At 33.5% G+C, this 15,091-nt stretch carries 9 protein-coding genes; 6 read left to right on the plus strand and 3 right to left on the minus strand.

What is annotated here, in order from left to right:
* Positions 1-10: 10 nt before the first annotated feature.
* The 3 genes from gltB to IEV63_RS03425 all read right to left on the minus strand — a co-directional run bounded on the left by gltB (position 11) and on the right by IEV63_RS03425 (position 7,703).
* Positions 11-4,450, minus strand: a complete 4,440-nt coding sequence (gene gltB / locus IEV63_RS03415) for a glutamate synthase large subunit (protein WP_188405355.1) — start codon at positions 4,448-4,450, stop codon at positions 11-13.
* A gap of 633 nt (positions 4,451-5,083) precedes the next feature.
* Positions 5,084-6,610 carry a SulP family inorganic anion transporter gene (locus IEV63_RS03420; RefSeq protein WP_188405356.1) on the minus strand — a complete coding sequence of 509 codons (1,527 nt, stop codon included), beginning with the start codon at positions 6,608-6,610 and terminating at the stop codon, positions 5,084-5,086.
* Positions 6,611-6,794: 184 nt separating this feature from the next.
* Entirely contained in the window at positions 6,795-7,703 is a 909-nt protein-coding gene (locus IEV63_RS03425; RefSeq protein WP_188405357.1) for an ABC transporter substrate-binding protein, read from the minus strand.
* A 185-nt stretch (positions 7,704-7,888) separates the two neighbouring features.
* Here IEV63_RS03425 and IEV63_RS03430 point away from each other — a divergent pair, with 185 nt between their 5' ends.
* The 6 genes from IEV63_RS03430 to IEV63_RS03455 all read left to right on the plus strand — a co-directional run bounded on the left by IEV63_RS03430 (position 7,889) and on the right by IEV63_RS03455 (position 15,082).
* A complete protein-coding gene (locus tag IEV63_RS03430) occupies positions 7,889-8,302 on the plus strand; it encodes an IS1/IS1595 family N-terminal zinc-binding domain-containing protein (protein ID WP_188405358.1) in 414 nt (137 codons plus the stop codon).
* A 106-nt stretch (positions 8,303-8,408) separates the two neighbouring features.
* On the plus strand, positions 8,409-9,623 hold the full coding sequence (locus IEV63_RS03435; RefSeq protein WP_188405359.1) for a hypothetical protein: 1,215 nt from the start codon (positions 8,409-8,411) through the stop codon (positions 9,621-9,623).
* Between the two features lie 29 nt (positions 9,624-9,652).
* Positions 9,653-9,913: a DUF4212 domain-containing protein gene (locus IEV63_RS03440; protein WP_188405360.1), complete on the plus strand. Its 261-nt coding sequence runs from the start codon at positions 9,653-9,655 to the stop codon at positions 9,911-9,913.
* Between the two features lie 22 nt (positions 9,914-9,935).
* A complete protein-coding gene (locus IEV63_RS03445; protein WP_188405361.1) occupies positions 9,936-11,732 on the plus strand; it encodes a sodium:solute symporter family protein in 1,797 nt (598 codons plus the stop codon).
* A gap of 279 nt (positions 11,733-12,011) precedes the next feature.
* Positions 12,012-14,717 (plus strand): sensor histidine kinase, encoded by a 2,706-nt coding sequence (locus IEV63_RS03450; RefSeq protein WP_188405362.1) that lies wholly within the window; start codon positions 12,012-12,014, stop codon positions 14,715-14,717.
* Positions 14,714-15,082 (plus strand): response regulator transcription factor, encoded by a 369-nt coding sequence (locus IEV63_RS03455; RefSeq protein WP_188405363.1) that lies wholly within the window; start codon positions 14,714-14,716, stop codon positions 15,080-15,082. Before IEV63_RS03450 ends, IEV63_RS03455 begins: the two co-directional genes overlap by 4 nt.
* Positions 15,083-15,091: the final 9 nt, after the last annotated feature.

Consider the following 15,091-nt stretch of genomic DNA (forward strand, 5'->3'; position numbering starts at 1 on the left):
AGTTTTGTTTTTAGTTTCCTTCAAATGGGTTTAGTGGTGCTTTCATATCTTTTGGTGTTACAAGCCAAAAGAAACGCAATTCTGCTAAAAAGTGGGTAAGAAGTTTTTTAGCCGTTTCACTTTGAGTTCGGTAAATATAACTGCGTAAAATTTTCTTTAAGTAGTGTCGAGCTTCTTCAGTTTCTTCGGTGTCGATACGCTCTAATTTTACTAACTCCATATTTACTTTATCGAAAAAGCTCAAATCTTTATCGTACACAAAAGCAGCGCCACCCGTCATTCCTGCACCAAAGTTGTAGCCAGTTTTTCCGAGAATTACCACAGTGCCACCAGTCATATATTCGCAAGCATGGTCGCCAGTTCCTTCTACAACTGCTAAGGCACCAGAATTACGCACTGCAAAACGCTCGCCTACACTTCCTGTAATAAATAGTTTTCCACCTGTTGCACCGTATAAACACGTATTGCCGGCGATGCTCATTTGTTTATTTGTGTCTTTTGGACGAATTACAATACGTCCGCCACGCATACCTTTACCAACATAATCATTGGCATTTCCAGTTAAATATAAGGACATGCCTTGACTTAAAAATGCGCCAAACGACTGACCTGCATTTCCTTTGATATAATAAATTAAACTGTCTTTGGGTAAGCCAACATCGCCATATTTTTCTGCTATAAATCCGCTGGTGTATGTTCCAAAACTTCGGTTAGTATTATTGATTTCAAGGCTTAAACTTTTCGAATTCTTGGGTTTTTCTATAAAGAATTTTACTTCTTTAAAAATTTCTTTTTCAAAAGTATTTTTATCGAAAGGATCATTGTGTTTGATACGCTGAATGTTTTCGCCTTTATAATCAAATAAGATAGATTTAAAATCGAATTTATCTGCTATTTCGTTTTCAACTACATCAAGCAATTCCGTTTTTCCAATTACATCATCTAGACTAGTGTAACCTAATTTTGCTAAAATTTCCCGAATATCCTGTGCAATATGTTGTAAATATTGAACAATGGCTTCTACAGTTCCCGTATAATGTTCGCGAAGCGTTTCATTTTGAGTAGCAATTCCCACGCTGCATTTATTTAAATGGCAAACCCGTAAAATTTTACATCCAACGGTATTCAATAATACGGTACCAAAACCAAAGGTTTCAGCACCCATAATAGCAGCTTTAACTACATCTAAACCTGTTTTTAATCCCCCATCAGTTTGCAACTCAATACTTTTTCGTAAATCGTTTACTTTAAGTGCATTATGTGCTTCAATTAATCCTAATTCCCATGGATTTCCTGCAAATTTAATAGATGCCAATTGTGCAGCACCCGTTCCACCATCGCATCCTGAAATAATAATTTTATCGGCATAGGCTTTAGCTACACCCACTGCAATAGTTCCTACACCTGAAGATGAAACTAACTTTACACTTACGCGCGCTTTTGGATTAATTTGCTTTAAATCGTAAATAAGTTGTGCTAAATCTTCAATAGAATAAATATCGTGATGTGGCGGTGGCGAAATTAAAGTTACACCAGGCATGGTATGGCGTAAATTGGCGATTAAAGGGGTTACTTTTTTTCCGGGTAATTGACCACCTTCACCTGGTTTTGCCCCTTGTGCGAGTTTAATTTGAATTTCTTCTGCACTGCGTAAATATTGCGGAGTTACCCCAAATCGACCAGAAGCTACTTGTTTTATTTTACTATTTTTTATAGTGTTGAATCGTTTACGGTCTTCTCCGCCTTCGCCAGAATTGCTCATGGCACCAATTTGATTCATAGCTTCTGCCAGAGCTTCGTGGGCTTCAGGTGAAATGGCGCCCAAACTCATGGCAGCCGAATTAAACCGCCATGTAATATCTTCGATGGGCTCTACTTCTTCAACTGAAATAGATTTTTTAGTTGAATTTAAATTATAAAAATCCCGAATCATCCGAAAACCCCGTTGGTTAATTCTGTTTTGAACAGCATCGTATTCATCTTTATTTAAGCTAGCTGCAAAACGCCGAATACCCATAGAAACCGCAGGTGCATAATCGTGGTATTCGCCTTTAGGCATATATTTATAAAAACTACCTACTTCTAATTCATATTGATTTGAAAATTCATTTAATTGAAATGTTTTAGCATGGTCTTGATCAATTCGCATTTCGATGTCTTTATAAGTCAATCCTGCTAAAAACGTATGAGCATTACTAAAACATTCGTCTGTAATTTCTTTGCTTAAACCTATAATATCGAACAAACCGCTATGCTGGTAACTATCTATGGCGCAAATTCCCATTTTTGACATAATTTTTAACAATCCTGCATTTAAGGCATGATGTATATTTTGCAATGCCTTTTTTTGCACGAGTTTTAAGTTATGGTTTTTAGCTTTTTTGTTACGCTCGGCAATAGTTAAAGCAGTACCATATAATAAATAGGGATAAACCGCTGTGGCACCAAAACCAATTACAACTGCACATGAATGCGAATCGTATAATTCGCCAGAGCAAACTATAATAGAGACTTTGCTGCGAAGTTGATGTTTAGACAAATAATTATTTACAAACCCAACCATTAATGGAATGGGAATTATTTTTTGTGAATTAGATAAACAACGATCATCTAAAATAACCATGCTAATGTTATCTTCTTCAATAGCTTTTTTTATTTGAAAAGCGATATTAAATAAAGATTGATGTAAATTTTGCTCAAATGAAGTGGAGAAGCTTTTGTATTTGTAAGCAGATTTATAATTGGAATGATTTGGGTTTCCGAAGTTTTTAATGATATCTAGTTTTTCTTTAGATAGCACAGGACTATTTAAGCGAAGACCCGTTGCATTTTCGGGCACTTCTTTTAAAATATTTCCGCGTGGTCCTAAGGTAACACTTAAAGACATAATAAGTTTTTCGCGAAGCGGATCTACAGCTGGGTTGGTAACCTGAGCAAACTTTTGTCTAAAAAAGTCGGTAAAATTACGTTGCACTTGGCTAAAACAAGCTAGGGGCGTATCGTCTCCCATCGAACCGATTTCTTCTTTCCCATTTTGAAGCATAGGAGCGATAATTTGCTCTACCGTTTCATGCGTATAATTAAAATAACGCTGATAAACCAAAGCATCATTTAATTGGTAATCTGAAAAATCTACAAAATTTTCATCGTAATGTTCAGCCAAGTAATGCTGATGTTTTGCAAGCCATTCGCCATAAGGCTGAGAATTTTTTAAGTAATCGCGAATTTCTTCATTCATTAAAACCTTGCCATGTTTTGTATCGACTGCAATAGCTTCGCCACCATGAAGTTTACCTTGGTATTTAACATTTTCTTCATCAATATCAATTACGCCTAATTCACTTGCGATAAGAAATCGATTATCTTTTGTAATAATGTATTTAGCTGGGCGCAAACCATTCCTATCCATTGCGGTGGCTAAATATCTGCCATCCGTAAAGTTTAGTGCAGCCGGACCATCCCAAGCTTCAAAATTAGCCGTTAAATATTCGTAATAAGCGCGAATTTTAGCATCTTGCTTGGGTAAATTTTGCCAAGCAGGTGGAAACATGCTGCTCATGGCTTTAAAAAAATTAACTCCGTTAGCCAACAGGTATTCAAACATATTATCTACACTTCCGCTATCGCTAGCATCTTGATCTAGTATTTCACCGATTTCTTTTAATTCTTTAGCAGAGTAAACATTACTTTCTACTTTTTCAGTATTGATTTTTACATTAAAACGATTACCATTTATGGCATTGATTTCACCATTGTGAGCTAAAGTTCGAAATGGTTGAGCAAGCGACCAACGTGGTAAGGTGTTGGTAGAAAAACGCTGATGAAATAAAGCAAAACCTGTTTTAAATTCATCTCCTTGTAAATCCAAATAAAAATCTTTCAACAAGTCTGGTTTTACCAATCCTTTATAACTAATTACGTAAGGCGAAAGTGAAGCGATGTAAAAATCTTTATCTTTGGGTAAGTTGTTTTCAGTTTGTTTTCTACACAAATACAAAAACTCTTCAAAGCGTTGTTCGGCAACTGGAGCGTTTGGGATGATGAAGGCATGTTTAAGATCTGGAATGCATTTCAGGGCTTGGTCGCCTAAAAAAGATTTATCGATAGGAACATCACGATAGAAGAGTAATTTTAAATCGTATTTTCCAAGCGCATTTTCAAATACTGTTTTTTGATTTTGATTAGTGAAGAATATACTTCCCACTGCATATTTCTTTGGTAGAGAAAAGCCATTAGCTAAAGCTATGTTTTTCATAAACTCGTGTGGCATGGCAGTTAAAATTCCGCATCCATCGCCACTTTTTCCATCAGCTGCTATGGCACCACGGTGCATCATTCTTCCTAATGCCGTAAGCGCGTCATCTTTTATTTGCGCATCGGGTTTGCCATCTATGTTAGCAATAATTCCACAACCACAACTGTCTTTAAATCCATGAATTAAATCTTGCATATATGAATAATTCTATTAAATGAGAATTCGAAATATACAGCAAAACAGCACTCAATTCAATTAATATTTACTAAAATATCTTAAATTATTAAAGATATTTTTTTAAAATCAATTTTTAGATAAGAAAAATTAAATCTATAATTATGATTTTGATATTATGAAGCTTTTATATTTTCAATTTATTAATATTTGCTCTTTAATTTTTTAAATTGACAAAAAATAGTTGAATTGTGATTTTAGTCTTTTATTATTTGTAATCGGTTTAAATTACTATACATGTAAAATTCGCAATGCATTCAAAGTGAAAAGCAAGTGAATTGCGATGGAAATGACAGCTATGTTCTCAAATTGACAGCCTAAGTCCAACATAAAACCAAATAACAAAGGACCAAGCGCAGTAGGGAAAAACATCATCATGGTATATAAACTATTTACTGAATCGATAATGCGTTCACCATAAATTTCAGCTAAGGCTAAATTTTTAACGATTGAACCGAAACCATTGGTAAGGCCAAACCACTAATCAAGGCAATGTAAACCCAACAGGAAAGTTGCTAGGAGAATCACCATCAGCATAGGTTGTAAAAATCATCAGTGGTAAATTCGGGTGACCAATCCTTGAGTATCTTGAATTTATTCGTTTGCTAATACCTTATAGGTAGGGTCTTCAATAATATTTACATCAATAATTTCATCTGCATTTTGAAGCAACCTTCTACAATCTGGACTTAAATGCTTCAAATGAACCTTTTTATCAACTTTTTGATATCGTTCAGTAATTTTATTTAGCGCTTCAATAGCAGACATATCTACTACACGACTTTCATAAAAATCAATTACTATTTCATCTGGATCATTGGCTACATCAAATTTGTCATTAAATAGAGCAGTAGAGCCAAAAAATAGCGGTCCGTATATTTCATAATGTTTTACACCATTTTCATCGATGCTTTTGCGGGCGCGAATTCGTTTGGCATTATCCCAAGCAAAAACTAAAGCAGCGATAATTACACCTACTAAAACAGCAAGTGCTAAGTTGTGAAGAAATACAGTAACCAAAGTAACTAGTACCATTACCAAAACATCTGATTTAGGCATGCGTTTAATAGTTTTAAAACTTGCCCACTCGAATGTGCCGATAGAAACCATAATCATTAATCCTGTGAGTGCAGCCATTGGAAGCAACTCAATAACAGGTGCACCAAACATTACAAAAGCGAGCAAAGCCGATGAAGCTATAATTCCAGAAAGTCTTGCACGAGCACCGTTAGAAACATTGATTAAACTTTGACCAATCATAGCACAACCACCCATGCCACTAAAAAAACCAGATAATAAGTTTGCAGCTCCTTGCGCCATGGCTTCTTTATTACTTTTACCACGTGTTTCGGTTATTTCATCAACAATATTTAAGGTTAACAAACTTTCAATTAAACCTACACCTGCCATGATGCCAGCATAAGGCAGAATAACCATGAAAGTTTCCCAGTTTATAGGAATAGCAGGAATATGAAAAGGAGGAAAACCACCACTAATGGAAGAAATATCGCCAACAGTTTTAGTATCAATTCCAAGGAAATATGTAATGGCAAAAATAACTAAAATAGAAACTAAAGAAGCTGGAACTGCGCGAGTTAATTTTGGTAATCCCCAAATAATGAGCATAGTAGTTAATACTAGGGCAAGTAAAATATATAAATTGGTACCTGAAAGCCAATTTCCATCTGCATCTTTAAATTGTTCCAATTGGGACATAAAAATAATTACAGCCAGACCGTTTACAAATCCAAAAATTACGGGATGTGGAACGAGACGCATTAACTTTCCTAATTTTAAGGCACCCGCTAAAAATTGAATTATTCCTGAAAGCACAACAGCAGCAAAAACATATTCAACTCCATAATCTTTAGCAAGCGTCACTACCACAACCGCAATTGCTCCTGTAGCGCCAGAAATCATTCCTGGTCTGCCGCCAAAAATGGAAGTAACAAAAGCCATTACAAAAGCAGCGTAAAGACCAGTTAAAGGGCTTAATCCAGCAATAAGGGCAAAAGCCATGGCTTCAGGAACTAAAGCTAAAGCTACGGTGAGACCAGAAAGAATTTCAATTTTGTAATCTACTTTCTGCTTAAAATCAAATAGTTTAATGTATTTCTTCATAAGTTGAAGTTCGTAAATGCATAAAATTTCAGCTTGCAAAAGTAGGCTTTAAAACTGCATATCAAAACCTTTTTTAATGCAGTATTTTAAATTCAAATTACGAAAAGCTTTAAGTAAAATTAAATAGCTTCTTTATAGGAAATACAATTCATCAGAATTACTTGACTTATAAATAATGAAATTGCTAAATCAATTTATTTGTAAACAATTCTTGTTTTAAAATTTCACTGTTTTCTAATTTATTATCAACTAACCATTGTAAAAATAAATTAACTCTTTCATCTTTCATATAACCACAGGATTGTTTATCCCCAAAATATTTTGTTGTTGCATTTAAAGCTGCTAAAACATCTATATTAGTTTTGTCATAGTCGGTAAGATATTTGTTTAAAATTGTAACCGCATCTAGTTGATGTTCTATTGCATGTAAATAAGCCTTTTTAGTTGCTTTTATAAAATTCTTATATTCATTTTCATTACTTTGAATACGTGATTTTTTTGAAAGAATTATGGGCGAATAACCATAAGGAATACCATAGTTATCCATAGAAAATGTAGTGAGATCTATTCCTTTACTTTTTGCTTCAATACCTTCCCAATTATTAAAAATCCAAGTAGCATCAGCTTTCCCTTCTAAAAGTGTATTCCATATTCCTAATTTTTTAGGATAAACAATTTTCATATCGCCATTGCCACCATCATTCATTATCATTTTTTTGACAATATGATCTTCATATCTAGCTTTATAAGATGCGTAAGTTTTGCCATCTAAGAACTGTGGGCTTTTAATATTAGAAGTTTTTAGCGAAGCTATACTACTAATGTCTTCTTGTAAAATAGCATAAACTGCAATGGCGTCTACCTTATTTTTCTTATTGTTTAAACTAATTACCGTTTCAAATGGAGCGATGGCAAAATCAGCTATATCCAACTCTAATTTTTTACCTGGAGTTACTTTATAATCATCAGTGATAGGATTCAAGATTTCAAGGTCAATGCCTAAATCGGTGTAAAATCCTAGCTCTTTAGCCATAATAATTCCAATGTGATTGATATTTGGAGTCCAATCTAAAGCTATGCGAATAGTTTTCATGTTTTATATTTTAAATTTAAAGATAATTAAATAGATACTTTATTTAAACATAATTAGGCAAAGTAATATGAAGTAACAGTAATAATGGCTATTCGATTCATTGCTTACTTTGACTTTCGATTCAATACTATTTATTTTTTTAACTATATTTGCTAAATTAATATAGTTATGCTAAAATAATATATATGAATTATTGCCCACAATGTCAATCTTCTCAACTCGTAAAAAGTGGTATTATCAATAAGCGTCAACGCTATAAATGTAAAAACTGCAACTATAATTTTACCGTAAATAAAATTGGTAAAAAAATTGATCAGTATTATGTTACTAAAGCGCTTCAATTGTATTTAGAAGGTTTAACCTATCGAGAAATTGAACGGATTATTGGGGTTTCTCATGTAAGTGTTATGAATTGGGTACGGAAATATAATATTCATAAAGTGCAAAACACCGATTACCATCCTACATATAAAATTTTGAACCAATCTGAATTGTCTATCTATTTTTCTAAACCAGAAAATACAAAAGGAGCAGGTATGATTGTTACTGAGTTGGGTGATAAATATATGGTTATTAAATGGGAACGATTCAAAGAATGATATATATTAAATTAACGAATATATATATTCTATTTTATTTAACAATATTCTCACTAGATATTTGATTTCGATAATTCAAACGTTTTCGTTATAAATCAAATATCACATGAAACAATTTTCTTTATTAATTTTTATTTTGGCTTTTGTATGTTCAAGCCAAAATTATGCTCAAGGTATTACAGAATATACAGGCGGTTACAAGATAAAATTAAACGAAGATGGTACCAAGTATTTTCGAACAATTGCATGGGGACAGTTTTGGGCTCAGTATGACGAAAATGCTCCTGAAATGGATAGTAATCTTGATTTTAGTGTTCGACGTGCCAGATTACTTACCTACGTTCAATTAAATAAGAAGTTTCTTATCCTTACTCACTTTGGTCTAAATAGTTTGAATGCAGATAATATTTCTCCAACCGGTAAAGGAGAGAGCTCACAATTATTTTTTCATGACTTTTGGGGAGAATGGCAGTTGAATGATTTGCATTCAGCTGGAATCGGATTGCATTATTGGAATGGTATTTCCCGAGCCAATAATCAAAGTACATTAAATATGCTAACTCTAGACAACAATCGTCAATCTTGGTCGACGATTGGACTTTCAGATCAGTTTGCCAGACATATTGGATTGTATTTAAAAGGAAAATTTGGCAAGCTTCAATATCGTGTAGCGGTAAATGAAGCAAACTCAAGTACCTTAGATAATCGTAACCCGTTGGAAGATGGAGTTAGTGTTTATGGTGGAAGAAGATTGCTTGGTTCTGCTGATGCAGGCAAAGTATATCAAGGCTATTTTGATTTCAATTTTTTTGATCAAGAATCTAATTTTTTACCTTACAAAGTGGGTACTTACTTAGGTAGTAAAAAAGTGTTTAATGTTGGTGCTGGATTCTTCTTGCATCCAGATGGTGTTGTTGAAACAAGTGGAAAAGGTGCAAATGTGAGTATCTTTTCTGTAGATGCGTTTTATGATGCTCCTTTAAGTGGTAATAATGATGCAATAACTGCTTATGCTCAATACCAAACTAACGACTATGGTGAGAATTATGATTTTGGACCTTATGCCACAGGAAATATGGTCTACACACATGTAGGTTATCTTTTACCAGGCGATAAAACTAAAACCAGATTTCAACCTTATTTATCTTACAACAACAGAAGTATAGATGCTATTAATGATAATGCATCTAGAATAGGTGTGGGAGGGAATATATTTCTTACAGGTCACCATTCAAAATTTACCATAGAATATTCTAATGAAAAAATCGGGAATGCCGATGCAAGAGGTTTACTAACCGTTCAAGCTATGATATTCCTATAATCAATCATTAAACACTAAATAATTAAACAATGAAAAAAACAGACGAAAACGCAAAAGCCTATTGGCGTGAAAATGTAAAATACTTAGTGATTTTATTAAGTATATGGTTTTTAGTTTCTTATGGAGCAGGAATTCTATTTAAAGATGCTTTAAATGAAATTCGCCTTGGTGGCTTTAGACTCGGATTTTGGTTTGCTCAACAAGGAGCGATTTACACCTTCGTGATACTCATTTTTGTATACGTAAGATTAATGAACAAATTAGATAAAAAATATGGTTACGACGAGTAATCTTCACTAAAAACAAATTAAAATGAGTGCACAAGTATTAACATATATTATAGTAGGAGCTACATTTGCTCTTTACATCGGTATTGCCATTTGGAGTAGAGCGGGATCTACTAAAGATTTTTACGTAGCTGGAGGAGGAGTTGGCCCAATAGCAAACGGAATGGCAACAGCAGCTGACTGGATGTCTGCCGCATCTTTTATCTCTATGGCAGGTATCATTTCATTTATGGGATATGATGGTTCGGTTTATTTAATGGGTTGGACAGGTGGATACGTACTTCTAGCTTTAATGTTAGCGCCTTATCTGCGTAAATTTGGAAAATTTACAGTACCCGATTTTATTGGAGATCGGTATTATTCTAAAACTGCACGTATTGTTGCTGTTTTCTGTGCTTTAATTATTTCATTTACATACATCGCAGGACAAATGCGTGGAGTGGGAGTGGTTTTTTCCCGCTTTTTGGAAGTAGAAATAAATACAGGCGTGTATATAGGAATGTTCATTGTTCTATTTTATGCGGTTTTAGGCGGAATGAAGGGAATTACATATACACAAGTTGCTCAATATTGTGTATTGATATTTGCCTTTATGGTACCTGCGATTTTCATTTCAATTCAAATGACGAATAATCCAATCCCCATGTTAGGAATGGGAGATACACTGGCAAGCAATCCAGATGTATATTTAATGGATCGTCTAGATGGTTTAAGTCAGGAATTAGGCTTTGCAAAATATACTGATGGTTCTAAGAGCATGCAAGATGTTATTGCTATTACTTTAGCTTTAATGGTAGGAACAGCTGGATTACCACACGTAATTGTTCGCTTTTTTACTGTAAAAAAAGTAAAAGATGCTCGTAAATCTGCTGGTTATGCTTTGTTGTTTATAGCTTTACTTTACATTACTGCTCCTGCAGTTTCTGTATTTGCAAAAGTAAATTTAATGGAAACAGTAAATCAGGCAAATTACGAAGAGATGCCAGAATGGTTTCACAATTGGGAAGAACTCGGTTTAATTGGCTGGACAGATAAAAATAACGATGGTAAAATACAATATTTAGGACCAAACAAAGGTGGTGGAAAAGCTTTTGAAGGAAACAAAAATGCACCAATGTTTATTGAAAAAGAACGTGGTCAAGTAGGACAACGTCTTACTTCAAACCCTTCAGATAACTTAAACGAATTGTATGTAGATAGAGACATCATGGTGATGGCTAATCCTGAAATTGCAAAACTGCCTAATTGGGTAATTGCTTTAGTAGCTGCAGGTTGTTTGGCAGCAGCACTTTCTACAGCTGCAGGATTATTATTGGTAATTTCTTCGTCGGTTTCACACGATTTAATTAAAAAAATAATCAATCCTAAAATAAGTGATAAAGGCGAATTAATTGCAGCGCGTTTATCTGCAACTGTAGCGGTTGTAGTTGCTGGATATTTTGGTATTAATCCACCAGGGTTTGTTGCAGCAGTCGTCGCATTGGCCTTTGGTTTAGCAGCAGCTTCATTTTTTCCAGCTATTGTATTAGGAATTTTTAATAAACGAATGAACAAACAAGGAGCAATCGCAGGAATGGTGGTTGGTATTGTTTTGATGTTGTTTTACATGCTGAAATTTAAATTCGATTTATTTGGTGGTGGTACCGAAGCAGATTGGTGGTTTGGAATATCTCCAGAAGGTTTTGGAGCCGTAGCCATGGTAATTAATTTTATTGTTTCTGTTGTTGTAAGTAAGTTTACACCCGCACCACCAGAAGATGTTCAAGATGTGGTAGAAAATATCCGAATTCCAAGTGGAGCTGGAGAAGCCACAGGACACTAACTAATTTATTAATCATAGAATTCTGTTTTTCATCTAGAGAAACAGAATTCTTTATTAAAAGATAAATCAGTATATTTAGGAATTAACTTTATATGAAGAAAAGGCATCAACAAAAATTGGTAATTATTGCATTGGGTTTATTGGTTTTATTCAATATCCCATTCATTCTTATTTTTGATGGGAGTAGTTCCGTTTTTGGTTTTCCTAGCTTTTACGCATTTGTATTCATAACCTGGCTATTGGCGGTATTGTTTAGTTATATCATTATTAAACGCTTTTATGAGTAATTGGTTTATACTTACAATTATCCTTTTATACTTGAGCTTTTTGTTTTTAATAGCTTATTGGGCAGAACGCAATAAACAAAACAAATGGGTCAATTCGCCTTATGTTTATGCTTTATCGCTTGCAGTGTATTGTTCGGCTTGGACGTACTATGGAAGTGTAGGAATTGCAGCTCGCTCTGGAGTAGAATTTCTAGCTATCTATTTGGGGCCTGTAATTGCTGCGCCACTTTGGGTGGTAGTAATGCGAAAAATTATTCAACTTTCTAAATTGTATAATGTTTCTAGTATAGCTGATTTTATTTCTTTAAGGTATGGAAATAATCGTTCGGTTGGAGCTTTAGTTACTTTAGTTTGTGCAATTAGTGTAATTCCATATATTTCATTGCAACTAAAAGCTATTTCTGAAACTTTTCAAATTATAACCTTATACGATACTGGTTTTTCAGAAGGATTTATTTTTTCAGATTCTACATTTTATATTGCTGTAATTCTTGCTGTGTTCGCATCCTTCTTCGGGACTTTAAGTTTAGATGCATCTAAAAGAAGAAAAGGAGTGCTTTTTTCGGTTGCATTCGAATCTATATTGAAACTTGTTTTCTTTTTAATAGTAGGAGTTTACGTTAGTTTTTTTGTTTTTGATGGCACACAGGATATTTATAATCAGGCTAATGAAGAATTTAATTTAGCAGCATTAAGTAGTGTTGGTGGAATTTCTGGTGGCTTAAATTGGTATTTTACAATTGTACTTTCTTTTCTAGCCATTTTTTTATTACCAAGACAGTTTCAAGTGAGTGTTGTTGAATTTTCAGATCGGAGTCAACTAAAAAAAGCCATATGGGTTTTTCCTTTATACCTTTTACTTTTTAATGTATTTGTAATTTTTATTGCATGGGGCGGAATGCTATTATTAGGCAATAAAACGGTAAATCCAGATTATTTTAGTTTATTAATTCCTTTGCATACAGGGCAAAATTGGTTAGCAGTTTTAGTCTTTCTTGGCGGATTTTCTGCTGTAATTTCTATGGTAGTAGTTTCAACTTTAGCACTTTCTACTATGTTGAGTAACAACTTAATTATACCGTATGGATTTATAAAAAAATTCAATAAAAATCAATCGGTTAAAAACGAGAAGTACATTAAAAACATACGTCGTTTTAGCATTTTTAGTTTAATTTTAATTGCCTATTTACTTTACTTGTTTTTCGATCCTGATGTTTCATTGTTTTCTATTGGCTTAATTTCATTCTTAATAATAGTTCAATTAGCTCCAAGTTTCTTTTTAGGAATGTATTGGAATCGGGGCTCATCCTTAGGAACAAAAGCAGGAATTATAGCAGGACTTTTTATTTGTCTGTATTCCTACGTGCTACCATTTTTTGCAAGTGTTATTTTTAATAATCCCAGTTTCGAAAATCTTGGACCATGGGGAATTGAATTTCTACGACCTTACCAATTATTTGGTCTTGATGCGCTTAACCCAACAACACATGCATTGTTTTGGAGTTTATTGGTAAATACCTTTTTATATGCTTCAATTTCAGTTTCTTTTAAAGGAAATTACCGTGAGCGCAATTATGGTGAAATGTTTGTGAATAGCGAACAAGTAGTAGCCATGCGAGAAACAGCTTTTGTATGGAAAGGAGAAGCCTATGTTTCCGATATTCAGCAATTGCTTATTCGGTTTATAGGCGAACAAAGAGCTGAAAAAGCTTTGCGTATTTTCAGAAAACGTTACGCAGTTAAACCAGACGAAAAGTTAGCAGATGCCCGTTTTATCAATTTTGCAGAACGTTTACTTACGGGTGCGGTGGGAAGTGCTTCTGCTAAAATCTTAATTGGAAATGTAGCCAAAGAGAAACCTGTTTCCTTAGTTGAAGTGCTTCAAATTTTAGAAGAAAATAAAGAAACGATTTCTACTAATAAATCTTTAGCAGCTCAATCTGAAAAACTCATACAGTTAACACAGAAGCTTCAACAAGCCAATGAAGAATTAAAGATACAAGACCAATTAAAAGACGATTTTTTAGATACCGTAGCACACGAACTGAAAACGCCAGTAACTTCTATACAAGCTAGTAGCGAAGTTTTAGCCGATGGAGAAGATATGCCTTTTCAATTACGTAAACAGTTTATAGAAAATATTTTAAACGATACGGAACGCCTTGCTGTATTAATCAACGATATATTAGATTTAGAGAAGTTGGCTTCAGGAAGAGATAACTTAAACCTGGCTAATAATAATTTTGTTAAAACAGTTACAAAAGCTATTCAAGGTGTTCAGAATATAGCCGATAAAAAGAAAGTTTCTCTTCAATTAAAAACTGAATATACTTCAATTGAAGCTGAATATGATCATGATAAAATGATGCAGGTTTTAACTAATTTACTTTCTAATGCCTTGAAGTTTGTAAATAGTGAAACAGGTATAATCCAGCTTCAAATTACTTCAAAAAAAGAAAATATAATTTGTGAAGTTTCCGATAATGGCAAGGGAATTCCAAATGAAGATTTACCACATATTTTCAAAAAATTCTATCAATCGAAAAACCAGAATTTAAAGAAACAAAAAGGCAGTGGATTTGGTTTAGCCATTTGTAAAAAGATTATTGAATTGCACAACGGAAACATTTCCGCAAAAGCGAATTTAAAACAAGGAGCAAGTATACATATTGAATTTCCTAAAAAAACAAGCCGATGAAGAAGATATTAATAGTCGATGATGAGCCCAATATTTTAATGGCTTTGGAATATACATTAAAAAAAAACAATTTTGAAGTATTCATAGCTCGCGATGGAGAAGAAGCCATACATATTGCCAAAGAGAAAAAGCCAGATGTTCTTGTTTTAGATATTATGATGCCAAAAGTAGATGGTTTTGAAGTACTTGAATATGTAAAATTTAATTCCGATTTACAGGAAACTAAAGTGATATTTCTAAGTGCAAAAAACAAAGAAAAAGATATACAAAAAGGAATAGATAAAGGCGCAAACGCTTATTTAACTAAACCTTTTTCTATGAAAAAATTAATACAAGAAATTGAAAATCAGATTTTGGTGAATTAAGATGTGAGA

The organism is Psychroflexus salis, assembly GCF_014640175.1.
Taxonomy (GTDB): domain Bacteria; phylum Bacteroidota; class Bacteroidia; order Flavobacteriales; family Flavobacteriaceae; genus Psychroflexus; species Psychroflexus salis.

What these genes read in the sequence shown, in the direction of transcription:
- gltB (WP_188405355.1), bottom strand. Translation starts at nt 4,450, where the DNA reads ATGCAAGATTTAATTCATGGATTTAAAGACAGTTGTGGTTGTGGAATT.
- IEV63_RS03420 (WP_188405356.1), bottom strand. Translation starts at nt 6,610, where the DNA reads ATGAAGAAATACATTAAACTATTTGATTTTAAGCAGAAAGTAGATTAC.
- IEV63_RS03425 (WP_188405357.1), bottom strand. Translation starts at nt 7,703, where the DNA reads ATGAAAACTATTCGCATAGCTTTAGATTGGACTCCAAATATCAATCAC.
- IEV63_RS03430 (WP_188405358.1), top strand. Translation starts at nt 7,889, where the DNA reads ATGAATTATTGCCCACAATGTCAATCTTCTCAACTCGTAAAAAGTGGT.
- IEV63_RS03435 (WP_188405359.1), top strand. Translation starts at nt 8,409, where the DNA reads ATGAAACAATTTTCTTTATTAATTTTTATTTTGGCTTTTGTATGTTCA.
- IEV63_RS03440 (WP_188405360.1), top strand. Translation starts at nt 9,653, where the DNA reads ATGAAAAAAACAGACGAAAACGCAAAAGCCTATTGGCGTGAAAATGTA.
- IEV63_RS03445 (WP_188405361.1), top strand. Translation starts at nt 9,936, where the DNA reads ATGAGTGCACAAGTATTAACATATATTATAGTAGGAGCTACATTTGCT.
- IEV63_RS03450 (WP_188405362.1), top strand. Translation starts at nt 12,012, where the DNA reads ATGAGTAATTGGTTTATACTTACAATTATCCTTTTATACTTGAGCTTT.
- IEV63_RS03455 (WP_188405363.1), top strand. Translation starts at nt 14,714, where the DNA reads ATGAAGAAGATATTAATAGTCGATGATGAGCCCAATATTTTAATGGCT.